The sequence below is a fragment of the Scytonema sp. PCC 10023 genome, from assembly GCF_963920835.1.
Lineage (GTDB): Bacteria > Cyanobacteriota > Cyanobacteriia > Cyanobacteriales > Nostocaceae > Kalymmatonema.
This window is the reverse complement of sequence record NZ_CAWUDP010000043.1, coordinates 46,425-73,224: the sequence shown is the minus strand read 5'-3', so window position 1 is coordinate 73,224 and position 26,800 is coordinate 46,425. Positions and strand designations below refer to the sequence as shown.

At 43.5% G+C, this 26,800-nt stretch carries 23 protein-coding genes and 2 pseudogenes; 8 read left to right on the top strand and 17 right to left on the bottom strand.

Annotated elements, in window-relative coordinates; translation table 11 throughout:
- Positions 1-9: 9 nt before the first annotated feature.
- Both ACM0OZ_RS24665 and ACM0OZ_RS24660 read right to left on the bottom strand, forming a co-directional pair.
- Complete coding sequence (locus ACM0OZ_RS24665) at positions 10-465, bottom strand: RNA-guided endonuclease InsQ/TnpB family protein (protein WP_414585480.1); 456 nt, start codon at positions 463-465, stop codon at positions 10-12.
- Positions 381-692, bottom strand: coding sequence for a helix-turn-helix domain-containing protein (locus tag ACM0OZ_RS24660; protein WP_414585463.1), 312 nt, complete (start codon positions 690-692; stop codon positions 381-383). The genes ACM0OZ_RS24665 and ACM0OZ_RS24660 overlap by 85 nt, the downstream gene beginning before the upstream one ends.
- A 370-nt stretch (positions 693-1,062) precedes the next feature.
- Between ACM0OZ_RS24660 and egtC the strand changes: the two genes are divergently transcribed.
- Positions 1,063-1,869, top strand: coding sequence for an ergothioneine biosynthesis protein EgtC (gene egtC / locus ACM0OZ_RS24655; RefSeq protein ID WP_414585461.1), 807 nt, complete (start codon positions 1,063-1,065; stop codon positions 1,867-1,869).
- A gap of 183 nt (positions 1,870-2,052) precedes the next feature.
- Here egtC and ACM0OZ_RS24650 read toward each other — a convergent pair whose 3' ends face one another.
- The 4 genes from ACM0OZ_RS24650 to ACM0OZ_RS24635 form a co-directional block, all read right to left on the bottom strand.
- The gene (locus ACM0OZ_RS24650) at positions 2,053-2,829 is read right to left on the bottom strand and encodes a carbonic anhydrase (protein WP_414585460.1); all 777 of its coding nucleotides are present in this window, start codon (positions 2,827-2,829) and stop codon (positions 2,053-2,055) included.
- 381 nt (positions 2,830-3,210) lie between these two features.
- Positions 3,211-3,954, bottom strand: coding sequence for an ABC transporter ATP-binding protein (locus ACM0OZ_RS24645; RefSeq protein ID WP_414585459.1), 744 nt, complete (start codon positions 3,952-3,954; stop codon positions 3,211-3,213).
- A 181-nt stretch (positions 3,955-4,135) separates the two neighbouring features.
- Entirely contained in the window at positions 4,136-4,879 is a 744-nt protein-coding gene (locus tag ACM0OZ_RS24640; protein WP_414585458.1) for a PEP-CTERM sorting domain-containing protein, read from the bottom strand.
- Between the two features lie 176 nt (positions 4,880-5,055).
- Positions 5,056-5,280, bottom strand: coding sequence for an indolepyruvate ferredoxin oxidoreductase subunit alpha (locus ACM0OZ_RS24635; protein ID WP_414585457.1), 225 nt, complete (start codon positions 5,278-5,280; stop codon positions 5,056-5,058).
- A gap of 101 nt (positions 5,281-5,381) precedes the next feature.
- Here ACM0OZ_RS24635 and ACM0OZ_RS24630 point away from each other — a divergent pair, with 101 nt between their 5' ends.
- Positions 5,382-5,669, top strand: a complete 288-nt coding sequence (locus ACM0OZ_RS24630; protein WP_414585456.1) for a hypothetical protein — start codon at positions 5,382-5,384, stop codon at positions 5,667-5,669.
- 48 nt (positions 5,670-5,717) lie between these two features.
- Here the strand turns inward: ACM0OZ_RS24630 and ACM0OZ_RS24625 are convergent, their stop codons facing one another.
- From ACM0OZ_RS24625 to ACM0OZ_RS24600, 6 genes are all read right to left on the bottom strand, one after another.
- Positions 5,718-5,969, bottom strand: a complete 252-nt coding sequence (locus ACM0OZ_RS24625) for a zinc ribbon domain-containing protein (RefSeq protein ID WP_414585455.1) — start codon at positions 5,967-5,969, stop codon at positions 5,718-5,720.
- A 227-nt stretch (positions 5,970-6,196) separates the two neighbouring features.
- Positions 6,197-6,505 (bottom strand): hypothetical protein, encoded by a 309-nt coding sequence (locus ACM0OZ_RS24620; RefSeq protein ID WP_414585454.1) that lies wholly within the window; start codon positions 6,503-6,505, stop codon positions 6,197-6,199.
- A 374-nt stretch (positions 6,506-6,879) separates the two neighbouring features.
- Positions 6,880-7,956 carry a S1 RNA-binding domain-containing protein gene (locus ACM0OZ_RS24615; RefSeq protein ID WP_414585453.1) on the bottom strand — a complete coding sequence of 359 codons (1,077 nt, stop codon included), beginning with the start codon at positions 7,954-7,956 and terminating at the stop codon, positions 6,880-6,882.
- Positions 7,957-8,260: 304 nt separating this feature from the next.
- A complete protein-coding gene (locus ACM0OZ_RS24610) occupies positions 8,261-8,365 on the bottom strand; it encodes a photosystem II reaction center protein T (RefSeq protein WP_414585452.1) in 105 nt (34 codons plus the stop codon).
- 173 nt (positions 8,366-8,538) lie between these two features.
- Positions 8,539-10,068 (bottom strand): photosystem II chlorophyll-binding protein CP47, encoded by a 1,530-nt coding sequence (psbB, locus tag ACM0OZ_RS24605; RefSeq protein WP_414585450.1) that lies wholly within the window; start codon positions 10,066-10,068, stop codon positions 8,539-8,541.
- A gap of 345 nt (positions 10,069-10,413) precedes the next feature.
- Positions 10,414-10,746, bottom strand: coding sequence for a hypothetical protein (locus ACM0OZ_RS24600; protein WP_073635393.1), 333 nt, complete (start codon positions 10,744-10,746; stop codon positions 10,414-10,416).
- 456 nt (positions 10,747-11,202) lie between these two features.
- Between ACM0OZ_RS24600 and ACM0OZ_RS24595 the strand changes: the two genes are divergently transcribed.
- From ACM0OZ_RS24595 to ACM0OZ_RS24570, 6 genes are all read left to right on the top strand, one after another.
- Positions 11,203-12,855, top strand: a complete 1,653-nt coding sequence (locus tag ACM0OZ_RS24595; RefSeq protein ID WP_414585449.1) for an ABC transporter substrate-binding protein — start codon at positions 11,203-11,205, stop codon at positions 12,853-12,855.
- Between the two features lie 128 nt (positions 12,856-12,983).
- Complete coding sequence (locus ACM0OZ_RS24590) at positions 12,984-14,009, top strand: ABC transporter permease (RefSeq protein ID WP_414585448.1); 1,026 nt, start codon at positions 12,984-12,986, stop codon at positions 14,007-14,009.
- Positions 14,010-14,983: 974 nt separating this feature from the next.
- Positions 14,984-16,186: a CHAT domain-containing protein gene (locus ACM0OZ_RS24585; protein WP_414585447.1), complete on the top strand. Its 1,203-nt coding sequence runs from the start codon at positions 14,984-14,986 to the stop codon at positions 16,184-16,186.
- On the top strand, positions 16,149-18,590 hold the full coding sequence (locus ACM0OZ_RS24580; protein ID WP_414585446.1) for an AAA family ATPase: 2,442 nt from the start codon (positions 16,149-16,151) through the stop codon (positions 18,588-18,590). Before ACM0OZ_RS24585 ends, ACM0OZ_RS24580 begins: the two co-directional genes overlap by 38 nt.
- 166 nt (positions 18,591-18,756) lie before the next feature.
- The gene (locus tag ACM0OZ_RS24575) at positions 18,757-18,927 is read left to right on the top strand and encodes a hypothetical protein (RefSeq protein ID WP_414585445.1); all 171 of its coding nucleotides are present in this window, start codon (positions 18,757-18,759) and stop codon (positions 18,925-18,927) included.
- Between the two features lie 190 nt (positions 18,928-19,117).
- On the top strand, positions 19,118-21,592 hold the full coding sequence (locus tag ACM0OZ_RS24570; protein ID WP_414585444.1) for a hypothetical protein: 2,475 nt from the start codon (positions 19,118-19,120) through the stop codon (positions 21,590-21,592).
- Between the two features lie 283 nt (positions 21,593-21,875).
- Here ACM0OZ_RS24570 and ACM0OZ_RS24565 read toward each other — a convergent pair.
- From ACM0OZ_RS24565 to ACM0OZ_RS24545, 5 genes and pseudogenes are all read right to left on the bottom strand, one after another.
- Positions 21,876-22,187 (bottom strand): annotated as a pseudogene (locus ACM0OZ_RS24565) (PIN domain-containing protein); the annotation flags it as partial.
- A 479-nt stretch (positions 22,188-22,666) separates the two neighbouring features.
- Positions 22,667-23,554: an ABC transporter ATP-binding protein gene (locus ACM0OZ_RS24560; protein WP_414585443.1), complete on the bottom strand. Its 888-nt coding sequence runs from the start codon at positions 23,552-23,554 to the stop codon at positions 22,667-22,669.
- A gap of 242 nt (positions 23,555-23,796) precedes the next feature.
- Positions 23,797-24,570, bottom strand: a pseudogene (locus ACM0OZ_RS24555) (ABC transporter permease).
- Between the two features lies 1 nt (position 24,571).
- Positions 24,572-26,050, bottom strand: coding sequence for a BamA/TamA family outer membrane protein (locus tag ACM0OZ_RS24550; RefSeq protein ID WP_414585442.1), 1,479 nt, complete (start codon positions 26,048-26,050; stop codon positions 24,572-24,574).
- Between the two features lie 139 nt (positions 26,051-26,189).
- Positions 26,190-26,648, bottom strand: a complete 459-nt coding sequence (locus ACM0OZ_RS24545) for a DUF2141 domain-containing protein (RefSeq protein ID WP_414585441.1) — start codon at positions 26,646-26,648, stop codon at positions 26,190-26,192.
- Positions 26,649-26,800 lie beyond the last annotated feature (152 nt).

Below are 26,800 nucleotides of genomic sequence, written 5' to 3'. Positions count from 1 at the left end.
TTCAGCGAGCTAAAGCAGCTCTTTAAAAAACTTAGGCGGCTTTACGAAAACACCATCACTGGTTGCCAAAAATTTCTCCAATCCCACGTCAACCCCAATAGGATGACCATGAGGAGTTGGATCTGGAACACTAACATCACATTGCAGGGAGATAGAAGCATACCATCTATCCGCTTTCCTCAAGATTCGCACCTGTTTGACCGCAAACCCTGCTGGGATGGGTCGATGCAAGTTAATGGGGATGGCTCCAATTTTGGGCAGCTTAATATGAAGGTTCGTTACTGGATTTTCCTTAAACTGAGGAAACAGCAACGACTTAAATTGCCCGTACTTCTTAAACCTGGGAAAGCCAAATCCTCTCTCCTGAAAGTACTTCCAAGCTACGTGCAACTGCTTAATCGCGAGCTTACGAACCTGAGAGGGAACCTCACCCAATCTGGGGAATTCCTTCTTGGCTTTGGGCAAGTTGTTAAGCGTATCTGTATTTCGTTCGGAAATTTCAACTCTGGAGAGAGGATATACTCTTTTTCAATGGAGCATCTATCTACCAAACACTTACGACTATCGCACCAATCCTTTATCTGTCGCAGTGCATAGTTGTAAGCGCTGCGACAGATGTCCATCCACTCAATGAGTTGTTGCTCTTGAGCAGTATCCGGATAGATTCGATAGCGGTGCGTGATGGTCAGCATTCCAGTATTATACTGGGTTTACTGACTGCAAATCAACCTCTAAATGTTAATTTAAAGGGCATCGAACCCCATAAATTAATTTGGGGGAGTCCATGTATCCCACACTGAAACATCGGGGGTACTCGCTGCGCTTCGATAAATCCCCCTCGTTTTCAGTGTGGGTCTTATAGCTCCCCCAGTCCCCCACAAAAGATAAATTCTACCTTTGGATTGGCAAAGTTGATTAATAGACATACATTTAGGCTTGTTGACCTCCTGTGTTCGCTGCGAATTGAGAGTCGGAAATGTCAAAAAAAATTTCGTTTGCTAAACTTTTATGTACGAACATTAACGCAATGAGTGTATCCCGCTCAATAGAACTGTTTTTCTTATGTGTCGATTAGTTGGCTACCTTGGCAATAGCATCCAATTAGATGAGTTGCTCTATAAGCAGGAGCATTCCCTCTACAACCAAAGTTACAACCCTCTTGAATTAAAGTCAGGAGTCGTTTGTGCAGACGGGAGCGGTGTAGGTTGGTATGATGAAGCGGGTAAACCATTCATTTACCGCAACACTATCCCGATGTGGAACGACCCGAACCTGAAAGAGTTGAGCCACTACGTACAATCTACTTGTGCGGTGGGCTATGTCCGACTCACTGGAACGGGTGAATCGCTCGATATTAGCAACTGTCAGCCATTTCGCAGTGGCAACCTGTTGTTTGTGCATAATGGCGAGATCACAAATTTTCAACAGACGCTGTATAGACCGATACGTGACCACCTTTCTGATTCCACATACCGTCTCATAAAGGGCATGACTGACTCTGAACACATCTTTGCCCTACTGGTGGAAATGTGGCAGTCGTCTCCAAACAGCACCCTGTTGTCAGCCTTACGTGCCACGCTACAAAAATTGACGCACCTGGCTAAAGAACACGACACTAGCTTTAGTGCCAATGTCATTGTCAGTGATGGTCAAGCAATCGCGGCAAGTCGCTACGCCTACGGCATACAAGCCCCTACTCTTTATTGGTCTTGCGATGATGCAAACCACCCGACCCGAGTTACTATTGCCTCTGAACCCTTATCAGACCAAAATTGGACACCTTTTCCCGACCAAAGTACCCTGTTTGTTCAAGCGGAGTCATTACAGCCAACGACTTCTTTGATCATGTCTCAGCTTCCGTATTTTTAAGCGAGTCTTTTCTGACCTTCGGCTTTTATTACCTCTGCGTCAAATGGTACACTTTGTTCGTGCTCACGCTTAATGTATGTCCTATCTGAATTTCAGGGTGTAGCTCCTCAAGTTTAAGCTACCGTTAATCTTCCTGTTCACCCCTGATGGATATTGTAATTTCAATGCTCCTCTGGAATTGTCCTAGGCAATAATAGACACTTTACCAGTTTCAATATCGTAACAAGCACCAACGATTTTGAGTTGACCTTTGCGGATGAGTTTAGCCAAAATCGTTGAGCTTTCCTGTAATTTTTCTGCCTGATATTGAATGTTGGCTATAACTGCATTGTCTTGGATGTCGCCTGTTCTCAGCTTGACTCTTTGTACGGCTGGTTTGATCCCTTCAACAACAAAGCCTATTCTGCCAGGAATAGGTTGTTCTTGAAGCGCCTCTGCTACAGCACCACATTTTCTATGACCCAAAACCACAATCAGTTGAGAACCTAATATTGCTGTAGCGTATTCCAAGCTACCTATAACCATATCACTGGCGACATTACCAGCAACTCGCACGACAAACAAATCCCCAAGTCCCTGGTCGAAAATAATTTCCGCTGGTACTCTAGAATCTGCACAGCCAAGTATAGACGCAAAAGGATATTGACCTTTAGCAACCAATCGCAAGCGTTGTAACGATTGGTCAGGGTATTTTCGCTTTTGATGTACAAATCGTTGATTCCCATCGAGTAATCGTTCTAAAGCGTCTTTAGAACTGATGGGATTGGGGTTTGCTGGACTTGCATCAGCAACTGCGGCTTGTAGAGCAACAGCTTGCTGTTTTTGCCAAAGAAGGCTACCGCCAATTGCAAAGCCTCCCACACCTGCAAACTTCATGGCAGTATAGACACTCAGGGGAACCTTTGCAACGCAATGCCTCAAAAAATCACGACGCCTTACAAATCCATTTATTCGACTCATCAGTCTGTCTCAGTTAAGGAAACCCGCCTGACAACAGCTTCTCAAACTCTACAAGGATGTAAGAGTTAGCAAGGACACGGTTTAAGAGTCATTTAATTTTCAGGAGTTACAGCACCTTGCAAGTAAATGAAGTACAACGCGCTTTGTCTAAAAGCTAGAGATAGAGCAAATTTTACTTCTGTGTTCTGAGTTCCTAGCTGCGGAATTCTGCTGTATTAGTAAAAATTTTTGACCAAAGAAGTAGCCAGGAGTCAGAATGAGAGCGCGTGTGTATTCTGTACAACTGCGTGACTTGTGGTGGGTACTCACCGCCCCCACTAATTCGATTCTGAGTTCTGAGTTCTGAGTTCCTAGCTGCGGAATTCTTCTTCTGACTTTTGTTCAATGCGCTTTACCTGCTCCCAGGTACAGTTCGCCTACCTTGGGATCATTCAACAATTCCAAACCAGGACCTGAGATAGCATCGCGCCCAGACTCTAGGACGTATCCTCGATGAGCCATTTCCAAAGCTTTACGGGCGTTTTGCTCTACTAGTACAATCGCGGTACCACTTTGGTTAATTTGTTTTATCTGCTCAAAAACTTGCGTTACTAAGATGGGAGACAAAGCAGCTGAAGGTTCATCTAAAAGCAGTAAGCTGGGTTCCAACATCAAAGCTTTGCCCATTGCTAACATTTGGCGTTCACCACCTGAGAGGGTTCCAGCGCGTTGCTGACGGCGATCGCCAAGCTTGGGGAACATAGTATATATTTTATCTTTGAGTGGTTTCAGGGGAACATTGCGGACGAAAGCGCCCATTTCTAAATTTTCTTCTACGCTGAGGGAGGGGAAGACATTGGCAATTTGCGGTACGTAGCACATTCCCCGCTGAACAATTTGATTCGACTTTAGCCCAGTAATATTCTCGTCTTTGAAGGTAATTGAGCCTGTATGTGGGGTTAAAAGCCCAAAAATGGTTTTCGCTAAGGTAGATTTACCAGCACCATTAGGACCAATCACTGTTACCAATTCTCCCCGTTCCACTCGGAAATTCACACCTTGCAGAATATCCACGTCTTTGATGTATCCAGCGTGGACGTTTTTCACTTCTAGGAGGGGAGACGAATGAGTGAGCGAATCAGACATAATGTCCTTTATTATAAATTCAAAATATAGTTACTTTAAAATACAGTTATTTTGCTCAAAATTAAACGATATAACTATATACCAAGACAAACACAGCGCCAAAATGAAAAAACATAGGTAAAAAACCTATGTCTTAACTTTTATGTCTTAACTTTTATGTTAATGGCTACTGAATTTGAAATTAAGCAGCTTTTGTTTTCTTTCTACGGCTTACGGCAAAGTAGATTCCGAGTAAAGATACAGCTGCTAAGCTTGTAGGTTCTGGAACCTCACGTGGTTTGTCAGAGACAGTAATTCGACCATTGACTACCTCACCATTATCACCTGCCTCTCCAATGTATAAGTACAGTGGACTGGTTGTGGGAATGGGATTTTTGAGGTTAAACACAACTGTTCCACCATCACCTAAACTGACGAATCCAAAAGCATTGGCGTCAGCGGTGGAGTTACCATCAAAATTTTCCAGCGTGGCGAGTGAGTTGTCAATAATACCGCCAGTTACACCAAATAACTCTCCTGGATCGGCAGGAGAACGCTGGGTTCCTGGGGTGAAGAAAGTTCCGGAGGAAGTAAAATCGAAGACGTTTAACCCTGATAAGTTTTTGGCGTCTGTGGCATTGTCAACCAAGACGTTGCTAATCTTGATGGCATCGAAATCAAAACCGGTAAATTTCCCAGATGCACCGCCTATTGCAGTGTTGCTATCAGTGATAGCAATGGAACTGATATCGAAGCCAAGATTGGAGAGATCGGCACGGTAGACACCAGTCATATTAGAATTACCACCTGTTAAGCCTTGTAGCTTTGTAAAATTGAGAGCCAGTGTGCCCGCTGTAGCGCTGTAAGCAGACATCAGGGTCATTGCTACAGTCGCCAGACTTAACGTTAAGATATTGCCTATCAGGGGTACGCTTAACCGTTGCATGAGTTTACCTACGTAGGACAGCTATATTTATGTATACGTAAACGCACCTGCAATTTCCGAACAATAAATATTTTATGTTACTTTTTTAAATCTTTATCCAGTACTATTACTGTAAAAACAGGCAAAATCTTTAAGATGCCTGTTTTTCAAAAATGTTAACCGTTTATACGACTTATCTACGGTGTTTTTTGTAAATCGGGTCGTTCTTCTGGGACGATCGCCCCGGATACTGGACAAACTTGGATACATATGCCACAGTCAATGCAGGTGGCAAAGTCAATCCAGTACCAATCAGTTCCTTTGACGTTTTTGCTAGGACCAGGATGAATGCAAGCTACTGGACAGGCGTCTACGCAATCAGCGATACCTTCACAGACATCAGTAACAATCGTGTGCGGCATAGTTCCCCTCTACTTGGATCAAAATTGCTGTGTTTCTTCAGCTGTATCTAGCGTAGCAACAATACTGAGTCACTAGTCCAGCAGTCATTTGTTCTTAGTCTTTGACTAATGACTCAAGGGTAATCAAGCGATCGTCCGAAGGACGCGGCTTCGCTGATCGCTGGGCAAAAATTGTTTTGGATGTACAAAAAGCTTCATGGGCTAGAAACAGAATTTTCGGTCTGTTTATCCACCAAATGGCAGGATTTGACGTGGTTAAGGCGAAGGAGTTGTACAGCATTCCCCAGAGGTATGAGCCAGTAGCTGCGATCGCCATTGGGTATCCAGGCTTACGCGAAACATTACCAGAACAATACCAACAGCGCCAGTTTTCTCTACGTTCAGCGTAAGCCCATACAGACGTTTGTATTTACGGACATCATTTAACCTAGTAAAATCTAGTAATAAGTACTAGTTTCTACCATGTATCGGGCTATGTCCTGCCCAGCCTCAACCGAAGTCGAGGCATTAACCAAGTCATTGAATGACTTGATAAAAATATTAATTGCACCATTCCAGTCTCTTGGTATTTCATGATTACAGCTAGGACATTTGAACTTTTTGTTCCCACCTAATCTTTCATGAAGATGACCGCATTTTGAGCAAGTGCAAGCTTCGTGTATTCTTCTTGTACTTGATGCACAACGCAATCCCGTTTTAATGCGTGAAATTTCAGAACCTGCTTGAATCTATAGTGCGACCATGTAAGCATATTTCTTGCCGTCTTAGAACGAAGTTTCCGTTTTTTCTTAACGACCATTTGAGATGTTTCAAATGTTGGTAAGAAAATATGCTTGTAATTTTTAGTCAACAATGCTGAAGCTTTACTATGAACTTCGTTAGTGAGATTCCTAATCCTAGTTCTAATTGCTTCAGATTACTTTCTTAACTTCCAACGCAAACGTTTGTTTGCTCTACCTTTAGACTTTGTAATTTGAGATTGAAGTTTATCTAAACGTTGACAGAGAATCGCTACCTTAGATATTAAACCATTTCCAATCTCTAAAATATTTTCACCATCAAACCCAGTTAAAAATGTTCTAACACCTAGGTCGAGTCCAATACAGTTTCTACGTTGGTTAGTTTGTATTTCAAAGGGTATTGCAAAGCAAATAAACCATCTACCTTTATCAAGTAAAATAGTGAATTCTGATGGCATTTCCTCGCACAAAGGCTCAGGGGACATTCGCCTGTGCTTAAGAATTAGGGCTATTAAAACATTGCCGAAAATGTCTGAATTGGGCAATGTTATACCAGCAGTTGTTCCACTGAACGCTATTGAAATCCAAGCTAAAAACCGTTCCTGATTTACAGAAACGGTTAAGAGCAGAGTAACCTGTATTAATTGATTAAGTGCTTGGCTGAATAACTATCTCATCTGTAAGCTTTGTACAGATTTGGGAAGATTTTAACCGACAGCTTGTAACCCCTGTTTATCCAATAGACTTCTCTAGAAATTAGATTTTAGATCAAACACCATAATGGTCTCAAACTTATTTTCCGAGAGGTCTAATACTTTTTTATCAGCAGCCGCTGTAGATAACCACAACGGCAAATGGATTACTCTTTGATCGCTGCTGGTATGTCCTCTTCGATCGCTGCTGGTATGTCCTCTTCGATCGCTGCTGGTATGTCTTCTTCAACCGCTGCTGGTATGTCCTCTTCAATCGCCGATGGTACGTCCTCACCCACAACTTCTTCAGTAGTTTCAGTTGCTGCTGGTACAGTAATACCTTGCTGCTTAGCTAACATCTGTTCCCGATACTTAGCAGCCATTTCCTCTGCTTTGTCATATACCAAATCACGATTCTTAATCATGTCACCTGGTTCGGGTTCCAGTTGCTTGGTGGACAGCGAAATCCGACCACGTTCTGCATCCAAGTCAATGATCATGACTTTCACTTCGTCATTGACATTGAAGACACTATGAGGTGTATCTATATGCTCGTGGGAAATTTCTGAGATGTGCAGTAGACCACTGACGCCGCCAATATCGATAAAGGCACCGTAGGGTTTGATACCGCGCACAGTACCAATCACTACCTCACCAACTTCTAAGCGGTTCATCTTGCGCTCAACCAGCGCTCGACGATGAGATAAAACAAGACGGTTACGCTCTTCGTCTACCTCTAGGAACTTCAACGGCAGTTCTTCGCCTACCAATTCTTCTTTCGGTTTGCGGGTGCTGATATGGGAACCGGGAATAAACCCACGTAATCCTTCTATCCGCACCAAAGCTCCACCTCGATTGGTGGCAAAAACGCCAGAACGCACAGTTGCGTCTTCTGCTTGCAACTGCCTGACGCGTTCCCAGGCTCTCATATACTCAATACGGCGAATCGATAGCGTCAGTTGACCATCTTCGTTTTCATCAGTGAGGATGAAAAATTCCCGCGTTTCGTTCGATTGTAATACTTCTTCCGGGGTATCTACCCGGTTGATAGACATTTCTTGTATAGGTATATATGCTGCTGTTTTAGCACCTATGTCAATCAGAGCGCCGCGTGGCTCTATACTGAAAACTGTACCTGGTACTATATCACCTGGGCTAAAATGATAATCGTACTTATCTAGTAGAGCGGCGAAATCGTCGTGTGTAAATCCAATTTCAGGAGCGGTTAATTTCTGATTGACCATGCTGATTGTTTCCCGGTTATTATTCTCCGTAAAGGTTATGCCTCCTCGCGATGTATATGCAAGAGCCGAATGGCCATTCCACACCTACATCCTTTTTCATACTAGCGCAGAAAAGCTGATCTGAACACAGAACCTTCCAGATCGTACATTATATCATAATTCATCTATTCTTTTATCTTAGTCAATAGTTAATTATCAATAATTGCTGCATTCACTTTTCTTTTTACGGTCAGGGCGCAAGACCGCCTTGCGCCCCTACGTCCGGTGCTAGTTAACACCTCATCCCGGTCGGGAACTTGGTGACTTACTTCTCTTTCCTTTCAATGCGAGGAGGTTCGCGGAAGGCGATCGCAAAGAAGAGAGTTCCTATTGCCAAAGTCAAAATTAAGATGTAAGCAACGCTTTCCATAGCTTTAATTCCTGCCGATTTACCCACCAGTATTAGTGTACCAAGCTACAGGAAAGAATGGTCTAGGGAATTGGGGGGTTAGGGATTGGGGATGAGGAAGAATTCTTCCCCTTTCCAGTTGCCACGACCTACTCCCTCTCATTAGACCATTCTTAACTTTTCGCTACAAATGTTTAGAGAGCTTCCTTCCGGCGGGTTGTCTTGTCACCCACTTTCTGGAACAGACCCCATTCAACTTGTTCTTCGAGATCCGCATCAACACCAGCAAACACATCTCGGTAGATTGTGCGAGCGCCGTGCCAGATGTGACCAAAGAAGAACAGCAGCGCAAATACAGCGTGTCCAAAGGTAAACCAACCTCTGGTACTGGTGCGGAACACACCATCAGAGTTCAAGGTTTCCCGGTCGAATTCAAATATTTCGCCGCCTTGAGCCTTACGGGCGTACTTCTTCACTTCAGCTGGATCTGTGAAAGTTTGACCATCCAAGTCGCCACCGTAGAAGCTAGCAGTAACACCTGATTGCTCAAAGCTATTCTGAGATTCTGCCCGACGGAAAGGAATGTCAGCACGGACAACGCCATCCTTATCGGTCAAAATGACTGGGAAGGTTTCAAAGAAGTTCGGGAGACGACGCACTGTCAACTCACGACCTTCAGCATCTTTGAACACCGCGTGACCTTGCCAAGATTGGGCTATTCCATCACCCTTATTCATCGGACCTGTACGGAATAGACCGCCTTTAGCAGGGCTATTGCCAACGTAATCGTAGAAGGCGAGTTTTTCCGGAATTTGTGACCAAGCGTCAGAAAGGCTTGCACCTTCAGCAACGCTAGCTTGTACACGGCGATCAATCTCTTGCTTGAAGTAACCCTGATCCCACTGATAGCGGGTAGGACCAAACAGTTCGATTGGGGTGGTAGCGTTACCGTACCACATGGTGCCAGCAACAACGAACGCTGCGAAGAAGACAGCAGCAATACTGCTGGATAGTACAGTTTCGATGTTACCCATCCTCAAAGCTTTGTAGAGCCTTTCAGGTGGTCTGACTGTCAGGTGGAATAAACCAGCGATAATACCTACGACACCAGCCGCAATGTGGTGAGCGACGACACCACCCGGGTTAAACGGGTTAAAGCCATCTGGTCCCCACTCCGGTGCCACTGCTTGGACATGACCCGTTATGCCGTAGGCATCAGAAACCCACATTCCTGGTCCAAATAATCCGGTAAGGTGGAAAGCACCAAAACCAAAGCAGAGTAGACCAGACAAGAACAGGTGAATGCCAAACATTTTTGGCAAGTCGAGGGCGGGTTCACCAGTGCGGGGGTCTTGGAACAATTCCAAATCCCAGTAAACCCAGTGCCAAACGGCAGCTAAGAAGAGCAAACCGGAAAGAACGATGTGAGCAGCTGCGACACCTTCAAATGACCAAAAACCGGGATCGGTTGATGGACCGCCAGTAACGTTCCAACCGCCCCAAGATTGGGTGACGCCCAAGCGTGCCATGAAGGGCAGCACGAACATGCCTTGACGCCACATCGGGTTGAGTACTGGGTCGCTGGGGTCATAAATGGCTAGTTCGTACAAAGCCATCGAACCAGCCCAGCCTGCCACCAAGGCTGTATGCATCAAGTGTACAGAAATTAGCCGCCCCGGGTCATTCAGAACAACTGTATGTACTCGGTACCAGGGTAGTCCCATCGACTACGCTCCTCCTCGATGATTTATGTTTACAAAGCAATTTTTCAGTTTTTGTTATTGCCACTGGGATTTATCCACAGCTTTGTCTTATGAGTCAGAGACTGTGGTTAATTTGGCAAGGCTTACTAAGCTAAGGAACTATTATCCCCTAGAGTAGCGATCGCCAAGTGAAAAATGAGAATGTTTAAAAAATTGTAACTTTTGATGGAGCTGTTTGCAAGCCTGTAAACATAAGGATTTACGTAGCTTGACAGTTTCTCAAGCTACGTAACCCAGGCGCTGTGGAGGAGTTGTGAGGTGGAGGTGCGCTTTAAAGTTCTTAACGAGAGCCTTACACCCCTACAGCTAAACGACAGATTCAATGTTTTGCAGCTGGCATCTAGCTGATGCCGTTCCCAAGCGTTCAATAACCTGTTCGGCACTCATCAACCGCTTGAGTACGACTTGACCGATCGCTTGACCAGATTTATTGACTTGTACTTGTGTTGTAGGCTTCACTTCCACGGTTAAAACAACATCTTCAACCCGATAAAGCCACAGCACTTCGTTTTGTTCTACTAGACAGATATTCATTCGCTGAATGTCTGGTTGGCGTCGCCATGCGGTTATCTGCCAAAGTCCATCAGATGCCCAGACTCTGCCAATTGTCCAACCCTCAGATAGAAAGAAGTATTTCACACTTTTAGTCTCGCTATTACGCTCGAAATCTACTAATTTTGATTGTCGTGATAGTGTTCGTCGATTACCCGGTCGCTAAGTATTTTTGCTTGCATTGAGATGCACAGCAGACAAATCCCTAATTTACACCTTTTCGGCTACGCGAAAAGCTTAACAAATCTTTGCACTGGAAAAGTGTAAATTTAAAACAAATTTAGACACTATTTATATGTTTAATTAAATAAAAAATTTTCCGTTATTCAGGAACATTAAACTCTATATCTTGGTCTAATACTCTTTGTTTTTCCAGTAAAGGGTTACATAAAGTTATATTGTTAACTCTTAAGCCAATAAACTTAGCAAAGAAAAAAGGCACACAAGACCACTAGAGGGTTGTCCTAAATTTGGAAATTTTTCCGGCTTTTTGCCAAACATATAGTAAAATGTTTGACCACTAAGTTTAAAAATATCAATGTTATGACCAGGGTTTCCTTGTCCGCGAGACAGTGGAGTCAAATTACTAAATTCTTTTCTTTATTTTGTTTATGTTTACTTTTGGTGGTGAGTTGCTCAAGAAGCCAACAAGTCACGACAACATCATCGAGTTCAGCAAATAGCTTAACAGGGAATGGTCGCATCACTATAGGTACAACGCTAAATCCCCGTACCCTTGATCCAGCGGATGCTTATGAATTGCGATCGCTTGGGTTAGTGTACAACATGAGCGATCGCCTTTACACCTATGAACCAGGAAGCACTGAAGTTAAACCTCAGTTAGCTACGGCTTTACCGAAAGTGAGTCAAGATGGTTTAACATACACAATCCCCGTGCGCCAAGGTGTAGTATTTCATGATGGAACTCCTTTCAACGCCCAAGCAATGGCGTTTAGTCTGGAACGCTTTATCAAAAACGGCGGTAAACCTTCTTTCTTATTAGCAGATATAGTGGCTTCAGTAAAAGCTACTGCTGAGTATGAATTAACGATACAACTGAAAAAACCGTTTGCGGCATTCCCATCGTTGTTGGCGTTTTCCGGCGTTTGTCCTGTTTCTCCCAAAGCTTATGAAATTGGTGCAGAGAAATTTAAGCCAAATATCTTTATTGGTACTGGTCCTTATAAATTAGCCCGGTATGGCACCGATTCCTTACAATTTGATGTATTTGATAAATATTGGGGAGAAAAGCCAGCAAATAAAGGCATCAATTTGCAAATTCTCAGTAGTTCGGCTAACTTGTATAATTCCTTCCGTACAGGTGCTGTCGATGTCGCTTACCTATCTTTAGAACCAGACCAAATTCGCTCGTTAGAAGAAAGTGCTAAAAAAGGTGATTGGCAAGCAATTGCAGCTCAAGGTAGTGTAGTCAGCTATTTAGTTTTAAACCGCAATCAAAAGCCTTTAGATAAACCAGAAGTTCGACAAGCGGTAGCAGCAATGGTTGACCGTCCACTGCTCAATCAACGCGTCTTGCTAGGTCAAGCTAGTCCCTTATATAGCATGGTACCGAAAACGTTTGAGGTTTCCCAGCCATTATTTCAAGATAAATACGGCGATGGCAATGTAGACAAAGCTAAACAATTGTTAACTGCTGCTGGCTTTTCCAAAGAAAATCCTGTCAAGCTACAAATTTGGTATCCTTCCGGTTCTCCTTCTCGCAGTTTGGCAGCACAGCTTTTAAAAGCTTATGCCGATAAATATATGGATGGAATGTTGCAATTTGAAGTCAGTACTGTAGATGGTGCTACCTTTTATAGAGATATATCTAGAAGTTTTTATCCTACTGCGTTGCAGGATTGGTATCCAGATTTTTTGGACGCGGATAATTATATTCAACCGTTTTTAGATTGTAATAAAGGGTCAGACGCGAAGGGATGCGAAAAAGGGGGAAGCCAAACTCTGGGTTCGTTTTACTATAGCGAAACTATGAACAAGCTCATTGGAAACCAACGTCAGGAGCAAAACCCGCAAGCGCGTAAGAAAATTTTTGCAACTATTCAAGCACAAGTAGCAAGTGATGTTCCTTATGTTCCTTTATGGCAAACTAAAGACTATGTATTTGCTCGCAAAGGAGCCAGTGGCATACAACTTGATCCGACTCAAAATTTGATTTACAAAACCATCAAAAAATAGTCAAAAGTTAGTAGTTAGTGGTTAGTAGAAGAACCAACAACTAATGTACAGAGGCGCCATGGCTACAACTATCAAATGTACAGACGCGCCATGGCGCGTCTCTACAACCAACAACTAACATACATATTATGTCTCGTTCTAAAGCCTTACAGTATTACATTATTACTCGGTTGCTTTTAGCTCCGTTAATGCTATTGACTGTCACGACAGTCGTGTTTCTTTTACTACGTGCAACACCAGGAGATCCAGTAGATGCAATTCTTGGCGGACGTGCGCCAGAAAGTGCTAAGGAAGAATTGCGAAAACAACTGGGTTTAAACCTTCCTGTATGGTTACAGTACTTGAATTACATGGGACAATTGCTGCGTCTGGACTTAGGAACTTCTATCGCGAGTCGTGGACAATCTGTTTGGGAGGTGATTGGGCAATATTTCCCAGCAACCGTGGAATTAGCGGTTTGCAGTATGGCGATCGCACTTGTAGTTGGAATTGGGATTGGCATTCTTTCTGCTTCTCGTCCTGGAAGTTCTTTAGATGTTGGAGGACGATTATTTGGTATTATCACCTACTCACTGCCCATGTTTTGGGCTGGGATGATTCTGCAATTGATTTTTGCAGTTCAGTTGAATTGGTTTCCTTTGGGAACGCGCTTTCCTACAACTATGCCAGCCCCACAGGCTATCACTGGTCTATATACAATTGATAGTGTATTAACTGCAAATTTCAGTCAATTTTTCACTGCTTTGCACTATTTAGCGCTTCCTAGTATCACCTTGGGAGTTTTGCTGAGTGGTATTTTTGAGCGAATTGTGCGAGTGAATTTAAAGCAAACTTTGCAAGCAGATTATGTCGAAGCTGCGCGTGCAAGAGGTATTCCTGAAAGAAATATTTTATTTTCTCACGCTTTAAAAAATGCTCTTATTCCGGTAATTACCGTTATGGGGTTGACCTTTGCTTCTTTGTTAGGTGGAGCAATTTTGACTGAAGTCACATTTTCTTGGCCCGGATTGGCAAATAAGTTATATGATGCCATTAATGCGCGGGATTATCCTTTGGTGCAGGGAGTTCTCGTGTTTTTTGCGGGAATTGTGGTCATCGCTAGCATTGTGATTGATATTATCAATGCTTATGTAGATCCAAGGATTAAGTATTAGCAATAGGTGATGAATGCCAGCGTTATCCACATTTTCCCAAAACCTCCTTGATTTAGAGGAAAAAACCACAGATGCACACAGATAAACACAGATGAAGATTTATAGAAATGCTGTTTGATTATTGAAAATAAATTGATTTATAACCCAATACGGTTCAGATAAGACCAGAACCCTTATCAGGACCACAATGTAGAGACGCGCCATCATAATGTAGAGACGCGCCATGGCGCGTCTCTACAGAGAACGCGAATCCCACCAAAAATCCTTAACTGAACCGTATTGACTTATAACCCTTGTTAAACAGCGTTTTGAGCCTCAGTATGCTTTCAAAATTCAAATTTGAGTCCTATATCTGTGTGCATCTGTGTCCATCTGTGGTTCTTATTCTTCAGTGATATGAGTACTAATAACTATCATTAAAAAATGAAAAATCTGGGCGCAGTAGTTTGGTATTTGAGCAAAATACTGGAAGATTTTTTATGTAGAAATTGAGTGCGATGCTCCGAAAGGGAGCCGCCTAAGAGGCGATCGCTCTTGTTATAAGCTGTTGTGCCTTTAATTTACACAATTTGCGGGGACAAGATGCCATTAGTGTCAACAATCACGTTTAAACCTTTATTCCACGTTGATTTACCCCACACGCCAGTCGCCTACGGAGGGAAAGCCGTCATTCGCGCTGGCTCCCCTTAATCCCCTCCCCGAAGTTCGGGGAGGGGAGGTTTTGGCGCAAGACAAAACCGGGGTGGGGTAAAGCGAGAATTGTGGGTAAGATGAGAGCATAATCTAACCTAATTACAACGTTTTCAGCTTAAGTTGACACCTATGGTAAGATGCCCACCCTACAAAAGTTTTATTTAAATCTGGTGTGCAAATTATAGGATTTTCAGCTTACTGGCAAATGCTCACACCCTAGAAGCGTTACTCAGTCATTAAGTGTTATATTCTTCAGTAATTGAATTCTTATAATTGCCCAAATGAGCGGTGCTATTTCTGTAAAAATCCTGTTTTTAGCAGCCGATCCGAGTGATGCTTCTCGGCTACGTTTAGGGCAAGAGTTACGAGATATTAAAAAAAGATTGCGAATAGCCAAAGCGCCAGAAAAATATCAGCTAGAACAGCGAGAGTCAGTTCGTGTAGCGGATATTACCCAAGCCATATTTGATGTTGAGCCTCATATTATACATTTTTCCGGGCATGGCACAAGTCAGGGAGAGCTTTGCTTTGAGAATGAAGTGGGCATAGTTCAGTCAGTGCAGCCTGATGCTTTGGCAGCAATGTTTGAGTTGTTCGCACAGCACGTAAATTGTGTGGTGCTGAATGCTTGCTACTCTGAAATTCAGGCAAAGGCGATCGCCGAACATATCCCGTTTGTAATTGGGATGAATGACGCAATTGGCGATCAAGCTGCGATCGCCTTTGCTGTTGGTTTTTACACAGCATTAGCGGCAAATCGTTCGATTGAAGATGCTTATAAGTTTGGCTGTGTAGAGATTCGACTACAAGGTATTCCAGAACATCTCAAACCAGTTATTTATGTAAAAAAAGACCTAATTCCTGCTTCAAAACCGAGAACAGAAAGGGTAATTCCCAACCCCTTCATTCCCCAGCATGGCAGAAAAGACCTAATTCCTGCTTCAAAACCGAGAACAGAAAGGGCAATTCCCAATCCCTTCATTCCCCAGCATGGCAGAGTAGAAGATACACAACGGTTCTTTGGACGAGAAAGGGAAATGCAGCGGGTGTTTGAGGTGCTTAACAGTGGAAGTAGTGTTGCTTTGATAGGAGAAGAAGGTATTGGCAAATCCTCATTACTGTGGGCAATTTGCCAACAAGCGAAAAATCGCCTGCAACCGTTGCCTCAGTCAGTTTTTCTAGATTTGAATTATATAGATAATGAAGAAGACTTTTACAGCGCGTTGTGTCACGAGGTGGGTATCGCGCAAAGCACAGGGTATATCTTAACCCGGAATTTGCGACAGCATAAAAATAAAGTGCTGCTGGCTTTAGACAATGTGGGGAAAATGACTTGGCAGGGATTTACCCGTGGAGTCAGGGATAGGTTGCGCAGTTTAGCTGAGGGAAACAATGCGCCGCTAAAGTTGATTTTAGCTGCGACTGAACCACTCAACTATTTGTTTAATGTTGGTGTTAACAGTTGTGACACCGCTGGTGTTTAGTTGGCTTCTTCAACAACCAGGCGTTCATGTTAATTGCTTAGGTGTGGCGTTAGGCGTGGCGTTAGGGGTGGCGTTTGGCGTGGCGGGCGGCGTGGCGGGCGGCGTGGCGTTAGGGGTGGCGTTTGGCGTGGCGAGCGGCGTGCTGTTTAGCGTGCTGTTTAGCGTGCTGTTTAGCGTGCTGTTAGGCGTGGCGAGCGGCGTGCTGTTAGGCGTGGCGAGCGGCATGGTGCCGGGGGGCGCCGCGCTGTTAGGCGTGGCGTTAGGCGTGCTGTTTGGCGTGCTGTTTGGCGTGCTGTTTGGCGTGCTGTTTGGCGTGCAGTTTGGCGTGCAGTTTGGCGTGCTGTTAGGCGTGGCGTTAGGCGTGGGGATACTCCGTCCGGAAAATTGGCTTTTGGGTTTACCTCTTGTTGTGCGGTTCCCCCACAATAGACAATGGCAAATTCCCCGTGTTACCACACTCCCCCTTTACTCCCTGTCTTCTCGGTTGAAAAATTGGCTGCGTCAAGACTGGGAGACTGGTTTGCACAATGCCAACCAACTGGTGGCTTACACTCTTCAGGGACTTCCCGTGATTCAAGCTGTTAATCTGGTGCTGGCGGAAATCCCTCCAGAGCAAGTTGTCTTTCGTATCGTTCAGCTAGCTGAAGATCCTTTTGATTGGCAACTCGTGCGTTTTTCCTCAGCTTCTTTAAATGAAACGCTCAAGTTAAGGTTTGTCAAAAGTTTCTTCTCTTTCCGGTGGTTCTTTTTCTTGTCTCGTCCTTGGACAGAAGAATTCCAAGCTCGTTTAGAAGAATTCCAAGCTCGTTTGTTCACAGACACTCGCTTAGACACTCCCGCCCGTGCTACTGCGGCTGGTTTTTGGTATCTGCACGAAAAACAACCAGCGAAAGCTGAGGAGGCTTTTGCAGTCGTGCGTTCTCTCCTCTACGGTGAGGAAATGTTCACCCTCGCCCGAACTCTAGCAGCCTTTAACAAAGCAAAGGAACCAGACACGATCGCTGCTGTTGAAATTCCTCCCTTTCCACAAGAACCTCTGCTGCGTCCAGTCACCTGGCAAACTCTCACATCTCTACGTTCTGTCGTTGAAAGTGCCAAGATTATACAGCGTAGTCAGTCTGCTTATCAACGTTCCTTAGCCCTCAACCGCGCTTTAGGGGAACTCACAGAAATTCTAGATAATCCTGATACTCTACCGCAAGCAGAACGCGGGTTAATTGTGGACATTGCCCAGACTTGGAGAAAAGCCTTCGAGGGGATAGCCAAGGAAGTCGGGAAAATTTCCATCACCAAGCTTGTCCTTAACCCTTATGTTGTCGGTCCTCCAGTAGAAGCAGAACTGTTTGTTGGGCGAGAAGATGTGATGAGACAGCTAGAGGAGTTGTGGGTGAGAAGTTCTCAACTCCAGTCTGTCGTTATCTACGGTCACAGGCGGATGGGCAAAACCTCTATTCTGCGGAATGTCGCCAGTTTTGTAGAAGCAGGTGTACAAGTAGCGTATGTCAACCTCTTAGAAGTTGCAGATGCTCCCCAAGGAGTTGTAGAAGTGCTGATGGCGATTTGTGATGCCATTTCTGAAGTGATGCAAATTCCACCTCCAAGCAATGAGGATTTGCTGAGTCTTCCGCAACCAACGTTTAGAAGATACTTGACACAGGTGGAGGGAGAACTAGGGACTAAGGGTTTGATTATTGCCTTAGACGAGTTCGAGAAAATTGAGGAACTGATTTCGGCGGGAAAAATCCCTGTAGATTTTATGGGGTATCTCCGGGGGTTGACGCAGAAAAGCTCTAAAATCGCCTTTGTTCTGGCAGGTTTACACACCTTGGAGGAGATGACAGCAGATTACTTTCAACCTTTCTACGCCAGTGTCATCACAATCAAAGTTGGTTTTATGGAAGCTGGGGCTACTCACCAGATTCTTGCAAATCCAGCTATTGAAGACTTTCCCCTCGACTACACGCCGGATGCTTTAGATAAAATCTACGAACTCACCCACGGACAACCTTATTTAGTACAGCTTGTTGGTTTCCAACTCGTCCGCCATTACAATGACGAGGTTTTTAACACAGGACGCGCCCGAGATCATATCTTTAAAATAGAGGAGGTCGAGGCTGTTGTCAACGACTCTGAGTTTTTCCAGCGGGGACGCTACTATTTTGATGGCGTTTGGGGTCAGGCGGCGCGGGGTGCTGTTGGTCAACAAGCGATACTTAGGGCTTTAGCACCATCACCAGAAGGGCTAACTATTGAAGCGTTATCTCAAAGTACAAATATAGAAATTGTCGCTTTACAAGAAGCGCTCAATACTCTAAAGCGTCATGATGTCGTTGAAGAAATTGAGGGACGCTGGCACATTATTGTAGAACTCTTTCGCCGCTGGGTCTTACAAGAAATAAGCTGAAAGCCCCGCGCTTTTAAGCCGGGGATGAAAGCTATGACGCAGGCATAAGAGCTGCCGTAGTACAATTAATTTGTGCTATCCAGTAGGAATAACCGCAGGCACAAAGAACTGACCTAGTACGGAGAAATCCCGGCATATAAGAAACAACGGTCTTTAAGACGACAGTATGACTACATCACTGCAAGCAATGGCAGGTCAGGGAGTGTTCCACAATTTTTGGCAAGTGCGGACTCGCGAAGCGAAGCGGTTCCTTTTAGGAACTACAAGGCACGAAAATCGAAACAAAAGTAGAGCCACAGGTAGTTTCATCTATCCAAGGGTCGTAGGGTGGATTTGACCCCACCACTCGAAAGAGACAAAACTAAAAAGTGGAAAGACACGGATGGGTGCCTGTCTTGAAACAACAGTTTGAATCTCCGTGTCTTTAGACCGGAGAGAGGTCAAAATTGTAGAATATTTTTTCTCTAAAAGTGATATTTTTCAGGGACAAAATAGACTCGAAGTGTATTATTGATGGCAGAAGATCCATGACATGGACACCTCTAAGAAAACGGATTAATCAGCTGCCACTTGTTCTCGCTGGACCAATTCTCAGACGCGCTGACAAGAATGTCGTAACTGTATGGGTAGCTTTGAAAGAAAGCCGTACTGTTACTCTAGAAATATTTGATACTAACAAAAGAAGACTATTTAGTGGTAGTAGACAAACAACTCAATTTGGTACTTACTTGCACATAGTTGCTGTCACTGCTAAAACTTCATCAAATATACTTTTGCATGGCGAAAATTATCTTTACAATTTGTATTTTGGTCATGGAGAAACCCTGAGTCAGCCTGGTGTATTAACTCCAGAAGGGTCAATGAAAGACATTACATATCCTCAATACGACTTCCCAAGTTTTGCACTGGTGCCAAGGCGTTTAAATGATTTGCGTCTCATTCACGGTTCTTGTCGCAAGACTCACGGTGAAAGTCTTGATGCACTTGTGACAGTGGACAAAATGATTAGGGAAGCATTAGAACAAGACCCGAAAAAACGACCGCATCAACTCTTCCTTACAGGCGACCAAATCTATGTAGATGATGTGGCTGATGCTTTACTTTTCATGTTAATGGATGCCAGTCAGACACTTTTGGGATGGTCGGAAACATTACCAGATGTCAAAAATCCTGAAGAGTTAAATCCTGGAAAACGTAATATTTTAGCAACACAGACCGCTGGGTTGACAGCAAGCTTTACCAAAATTAACACGCTCTGCTGCCTTGCCAAAAGTCATTTATTCACATTAGGTGAATTTTTGGCAATGTATTTATTTGCTTGGAGTGATGTGCTGTGGACTAAACCCGAAGATTTTCCAACATATGAAGATGTTCATCCCGATGCACCACGATTTGGAAAGGATCGAACTTCATTTAAAGAAGAAATTGGCTATTTACAAGATTTTCAGACAACCCTGAAGGATGTCAGGCGTGCTTTGGCAAATATTCCCACGTACATGATATTTGATGACCATGAAATTACAGATGACTGGTTTTTGAATATGGCGTGGTGCGATCGCGTCCTCAATAAACCTCTTGGTAGACGCGTACTGCAAAATGGTTTACTTGCTTATGCTGTGTGCCAAGCTTGGGGAAACACACCAGAACAGTTTGAACACGGAAAACCAGGAGATGCATTGCTGAAAGCGGTTGAGGCGTGGTCAGCTTCCTTAGGTACAAACGCACAGCAGGAACAAGAAATTACCCTACGCGTTGGTTTGCCATGCGTGGCAGATATTAGAAAAAGTCAGCCCAAGCAAGTCACTCATACAGAAGGTTCTCTGAAATGGCACTACACTGTAACTGGTCCAGAATATGAAGTTTTAGTTCTCGATACGCGCACTTGGCGGGAATTTCCAGGCAAGGACTTTGATTTTCCCGCACTTTTAAGCGCTGAAGGTTGCGATGAACAAATATCAAAAGTCGTTCGCCCACAAAATGCACGGGTGACTTTCGTGATAGCGCCCAGTCCAGTCGTTGGCTTACCGTTTTTAGAAGCTTTACAAAACACAGCTAAAAGTGTTGCAGAACAACTGAATGCTGCGGCTTGGGGTTTTGACCCTGAAGCTTGGGGTTTGGAAGAAACAGCATTTGAAAGGCTGTTTGCCAGACTCGCACTACGGGCATTACCTGCAGGGCAAAGTCGTGTCATTATTCTATCTGGTGATGTTCACTACAGTTTTGCAGCTCGCTTGCAATACTCGGCAATATGTCCTTTCCAAAGTTCTCACTATGTAGAGACGTTGCATCCGAGAGTTCTACAATTGGTTGTTGCCCAGTTTACTAGCAGTTCGCTTAAGAATGAAGCCAAGGGGCTAGGTGGGAGTCATTCATTACATACAAAGGGTTTTGTTCCTTTTAGGATTATCAAATATATACCAACAGTAGAGGTTTTAGGGTGGGAAAACAAAGGAGGAAAGGAACTAGAAATAGGTGTTTCTTATACTTTTGTAGACAACACAGTTCAACATCTTCCTTGGAGGCTCAAAGGTAGTCCGGCGAAAGTAAATTTAGTGCAAGAACGCGATTGCTTTAGAGCATTACAAATTACAAAAAAACCTGAATGGTGGTATCGCATTGATTTTTTATCAGGTAAGCCAGAAGAAATTAAGAAACCGCAACGCTACCATTTTGAGCAATCAAATTCTATCAAAGCACCCTTACCAGGGCAAGACCGCAAGCAGCCTTTACAACAATATCTATCAATGGCAAGAAACTATCGTGATTACCTAGGTAAAAACGGAAAAGGCAAAGAAGTTGTGGGATTAAATAACATCGGTGAGATCACTTTTGAGTTTCTTGATGGTAAAGAGATAGCTGTACAAACTCTGTGGTGGCGATTGGAAAGCTGGGAAAAGGGCAAGCTTTTGCAACCTTTCCCGTTAACGAGATGTGAAGTATCGCTAGTATTTGATGACCAAGATTATCCAATGGATGAAGTCCTGAAGGAAATTAAACCGTGAGTCGTGAAATGTTTTGGAAAAATCCAATTTAAGAGTATTTGGAACCTTAGATGCACGCAGACAAATGCAGAAAAATTCTCTGTGTACATCTCTTGTTTATCTGTGATTTCATTTTAAAAAATGAACTTTTGAAAGAGGTCTAATCCAATACCGTTCAGATAAGACCAGAATCCTTATCAGAAACACAATGTAGAACTCTCGGATGGCGCGTCTCTACACACGTGATTTTTTACACATCAACCTTAACTGAACCGTATTGAGGTCTACTCCACATTTTAGATATTTAGGCATCAGTTTGTAACCAATTCTCTAAACTTAACCCTTCTACTCTCTGCAAATCAGAATCATTAGAAACTAAAATTAAACCACGTGTAATTGCTGTAGCAGCTATCAATATATCAGCATCTTGTATTGGTCTGCCTTTTACTTTTAAATCAGCATGAATTTTGCAGGCTTGTTCAATAATTTCTATATCGTCTAAAAATAAAACTTCATATTTTCGCAAGAAAATATTAAAGTCAGCTAGTTGTTTTGTAGCATTTACAGCAACTAAACCTCTTTTTATCTCGTAGTAAGTTATGCAACTAATAAAAACTTATTCTCCTAGACTAGTACAGAGCGGCGTAAATAGGGCAACCATTTAAAATCCCTAAAAAGTTCAATTTCATAGCCGGGGGATTTCGAGTCATTAGTCATTAGTTATTAGTCCTTAGTATATTTTTTACAAAAATGGTGCTTAATTATACTAATGACTATTGACCAATGACTAAGGCGGCAAGGCGGCAATTCCTCCCCGCTCTAGAAGAGACGGGGAAGAATTGCCGTCTTTTGATAAATTTTCATCTGTCCTGCTGAAGCAGCGCTGCAGGAGGAGCCAGCACTGCAGGCGGGTTTCCCGCCGTAGGTGACTGGCGTTGGTTTCCCGACAGCAGGCGACTGCTGTGCCTCCTGTCTCCTTCGGAGACGCTGCGCGAACGGAGGAGCTGAGTGCCAAAGGCACACGCTTCGCGAACGCTAACGCGTAGCGTCTCCGCAGGAGATACCCGAAGGGTGTACGCAGTTCATGAGGGGTACTTATTGCGTTAACTCTAAATAAATATGCTCTAACCGCACTGGCTGACGAGCAATCGAATCGAGAGGAATGCCATCAAAACGAGATATAATTTCCTTTAATTCTAGTTGTTCTGGCACCCAAAAAGCCAAATCGTGACCATAACGTCGAGGCGTGAAACCATGTTCAATTGCCCGGGCGATCGCCTGTTCCTCTTCTGAAGTCTGGACTATCACAATTTCTTTTGCTGCAATGTTTTTTCTGAGTTCTGCTAGACTCCCCTCAGCCAAAATACGACCACTTTTTAAAATACCAATTTTGTGACAAAGACGTTCAGCTTCATCTAATAAATGAGTCGTCAGCAAAATCGTAATTCCCTGATTTTTCAGTTGTCGAATCAACTCCCAAATTTCATATCGCGCTTCAATATCCAAACCTGTAGTCGGTTCATCCAGAATCACTAACTTTGGCTGATGTACCAATGCAACTGCAATATTCAAGCGCCGCTGCATCCCACCGCTGAGAGTTTCTACCGGGCTTTTTGCTCTATCTAACAGATTCACAGCCTCCAAAGTTGCTTTTACTTGTTGACGACGAGTTTTGGCGTCTAATCCGTAGATTTGAGCAAAAAAATTAAGATTTTCCTCACAAGATAAAGTTTTATATAGTAAATTTTCTTGAGGTGCAATTCCAATGAGTTTTTTTGTTTCTTCTGAAACTGGCTGATTAGAGATTGTAATATATCCACTGTCAGCTTTCAGCAAATTACAAATAATATTAATTGTTGTTGTTTTTCCGGCTCCATTTGCACCCAAGAGACCATAAATTTCCCCATGTTCAATGTACATGGTCAAATCTTGAAGAACTTTTCTTTTCCCGTAAGCCTTATTCAAATTTTTGATTCTTAGCATAGGTTCAAGGATAACTAGAGAGTAGGAAGATAGAGAAAACAGTTATCAGTTACAGCCATACTAAATAGTTTATGAACAAATCTCTTAATTTTTTCTGTTGGCGTCCTTGGCGTCTTGGCGGTTCATACAAAAACCATAATGTTCACGTTTTATCTGGAATTGCTGTATTAGTTTCAGTTATCAATTATCACTGTTGACTGCTTAGTGATAACTAGTTACTGGTTACTGTTAATATCGACTTTTCATAGTCTTTTCTCTACCATCAACATCCGTCGATAAGATAACCATCCACCTACAATCATTAGCAGTGAAAATATTGATAAAAATTGAAAGTGAGAGGCGATATCTGATACTGAATCATCTTGAGCAGATACTCCCAAAAGAGCTTAATTCATGTGATAAATTGGATTAAAATTTGCGATATTTAGTAGTGTTTTAGGAAACAATGAAGTAGGCAAGAATACCCCACCGAGAATTAACAAAGGAACCCCAAAAGCTGCTACCAGAGCGTTAACATCTTCTGTACGACGAGCCAATTGTGTACCCAGAATAAATCCTAACCCTACATAAGCAACTATACTCAGAGAAATAATTATCAGTCCTAAGAAAATAGAACCTTTGAAGGTAGCACCCCAAAATCCAGCAACAGTATAAACGAGCAGTGTTTGCCCAAAGCCAATGCAGCTATGAGCAAGAAAAATTCCTAGAAAATAGGATGTACCACTCAGTGGGGAAATAAAAAGGCGTTTGAGCGTTTGCTGTTCTCGTTCTGCGACTACAGTTGCGACACTACCACCCAAACAGCTAAAAAACAGTGCTGCACCTACCAAAGTTGAAGGCGCAGCATTCTCAAAAGCACGATCCATTGACAATTTTGCCCGTTCTGCCAAAATCATTGCGTTGAGAATTAATATTGAGATTGGAAAAATACTCCAAAAAATCAAGCTGCGTCTTCTTCGTAATAATTCAATTAAAATGCGTTGAGTCACAGCCATTGTTTCACGCCAGTACTTCATATCAAAACCGCTGACCAGTGGTAATTTCAAATCTTATATCTCCCTGGTCGTTAATCCCCAAGTCACCCCGAATTAGCCCAAACGGTGACTTGACTCGCAGTCCTAACCCGTAACCAAACCCACTCCCAGGTTTGCCTCGCAGTACACCCGGTTCCCCTAGCACCGTTTTGCCAGATCCAAAATCCGAGCCGAAGTCAGCAAACACAACTCCTCCGACTGACTGAAGAATCGGGAAACGATATTCCACAGAAACCAAGCCATAACTACGTCCACTGGCGACTTTACCACCTCCGTAGCCTCGTACAGAATTCTGTCCACCCAAATCAAACGCTTCTGCTGGTGGAAACTCCCCAATATTTGTACCAGCTTGCAAATTAAAAGCTAACATTTCTGGATTTTCAGTTGACCGACCATTACCTATCCAGGTGACTGGCACATATAAAATATAGTTTGCCCGCAGTCGGTTGCTGGAAATCTTACCCAGTCCAATCGGAATTGCCTGTTCAGTGCTGAGGGTGAGAAGCGATCCTTGAGTTGGATTGTCACGGCGATCGCGCTGATCTTTACTTATAGCGAACGACACCGTAACCAAATCATCTATGCCAGTACCGCTAACTGAGAGAGGGCTTCCTAATCTATCCACTCGTGCAAGATTATAATCGCGATCGCGAAGGCTAATCCTGGTGTAGTTAAGACCAAAAGCTGTATCCCAGTCATTGAAAGATTTTAAAACTGCTACAGAACCGCCAAATCGTCCTTCCCGCGCTGTGCTACCGTTGGAAAGCTTGATATCATCGTTGAAGGTTCGAGATAAATCTCGTTCACGAAAAACTCTGAAGCTGTAGCCTAGGCGGTTTGGTTGTCCACGACGATAAGGACTCGTGAATTGGCTATCAAACTGAACATCTTTACCACTTACCTGAATGCTGGTATCTATCTGTTCATTAAGACCGTTAATATTTGCATCTTCATAACCCACTTGACCATAAAGCCCAACATCACCGTTATCACCACCGCCGAAGCTTAGAGAAGGGAAGTGACGCTCCTTAATGTCGTAGATGATATTAACACCAGTGTCATCTTCTTGTAGGGAAACATTGACTTCATCTAATGAGTTTAATCTCCGCAGTCGTTGCAAGTCTTTTTGAAGTAAATCCTCACGGAATACTTGACCTGGCTTTAGTTTCAGATTGTCGATGATAAAATCTTTCTGAGTCCGTCCCTCAATCGGTTGACCCTTATCATCGACAAACTTGCCTTTATCATTGAGAAAACGGATCTGGATATCTTTGACAACTCTCTGGGCAACCTCATCAGTCTGGACACTTTTCCCTCTGAGTTTTTCTAGTAAAGGAGGGGTTGACGATGGGGTCAAACTATCTGTTTGCAAGACAGTAGATTCAGAGTTTGCCAGCGCTTGCTGATTTTCCTGGAACACCACCAGCCCCACAATGAAAATGACAACTATTTGAATACGCATAACTAAAACTTTGTCATTACCCACATTTTGGTAACAGTCAAATTCTCACATTACGACAGATCGCCAGGGATTTAAATCGCTCTGGGTTTCATATTATTCTCCGGTAGGATGGCAACAAAGCAATGCTGTTGCGTTTACTTCAGCCTAAAAAGTTCAGCAATTGAATTTGAATGTTGGTCTGTGGACCGGCAACTAGAACCGCACAATCGCCAAACTTGGGCGGACCTGTGAGAATTTTGGGGTTTTGAGAAAAGCCAAACTGTTCAGTGGGGATACCCAATAGATTGCGATTGAGGGTGCCGTCGTTGTTGGCATCATGATAGGCGGCGATCGCATAATTTCCTGATTTTAAGTTTTCAAATTTAACTGTCAGCGGAGCATTTTCTAGTTTGACGCAACGGGCAGCCACCGCGCGATCGCTACTGGTAGGAAATCCTCGCCCACCAGAAAACAGGGTCAGGCAAACTTGCCCACGCTGGTTTTTCAAGCCGTTAATGGTGACGGTGAGGCTACTGTTAGACACTGCTTTTGCACTGGGTAACGCTGTCAAATTTATGACAGCGGTTAAAAGTAAAAAGCTCCATAAAGAACGTTGCATCGTCATTGACTCCTATGTAAAACACTACAAACTATTTACGCAATGGTTTTGTTAAAACAGTGAACAGTACCAGCCGCCGTGGACAGTGGACAGTGAACTGTTAATTGTTAATTGTTAATTCTCAACTGACAACTGACAACTGGTAACTGATA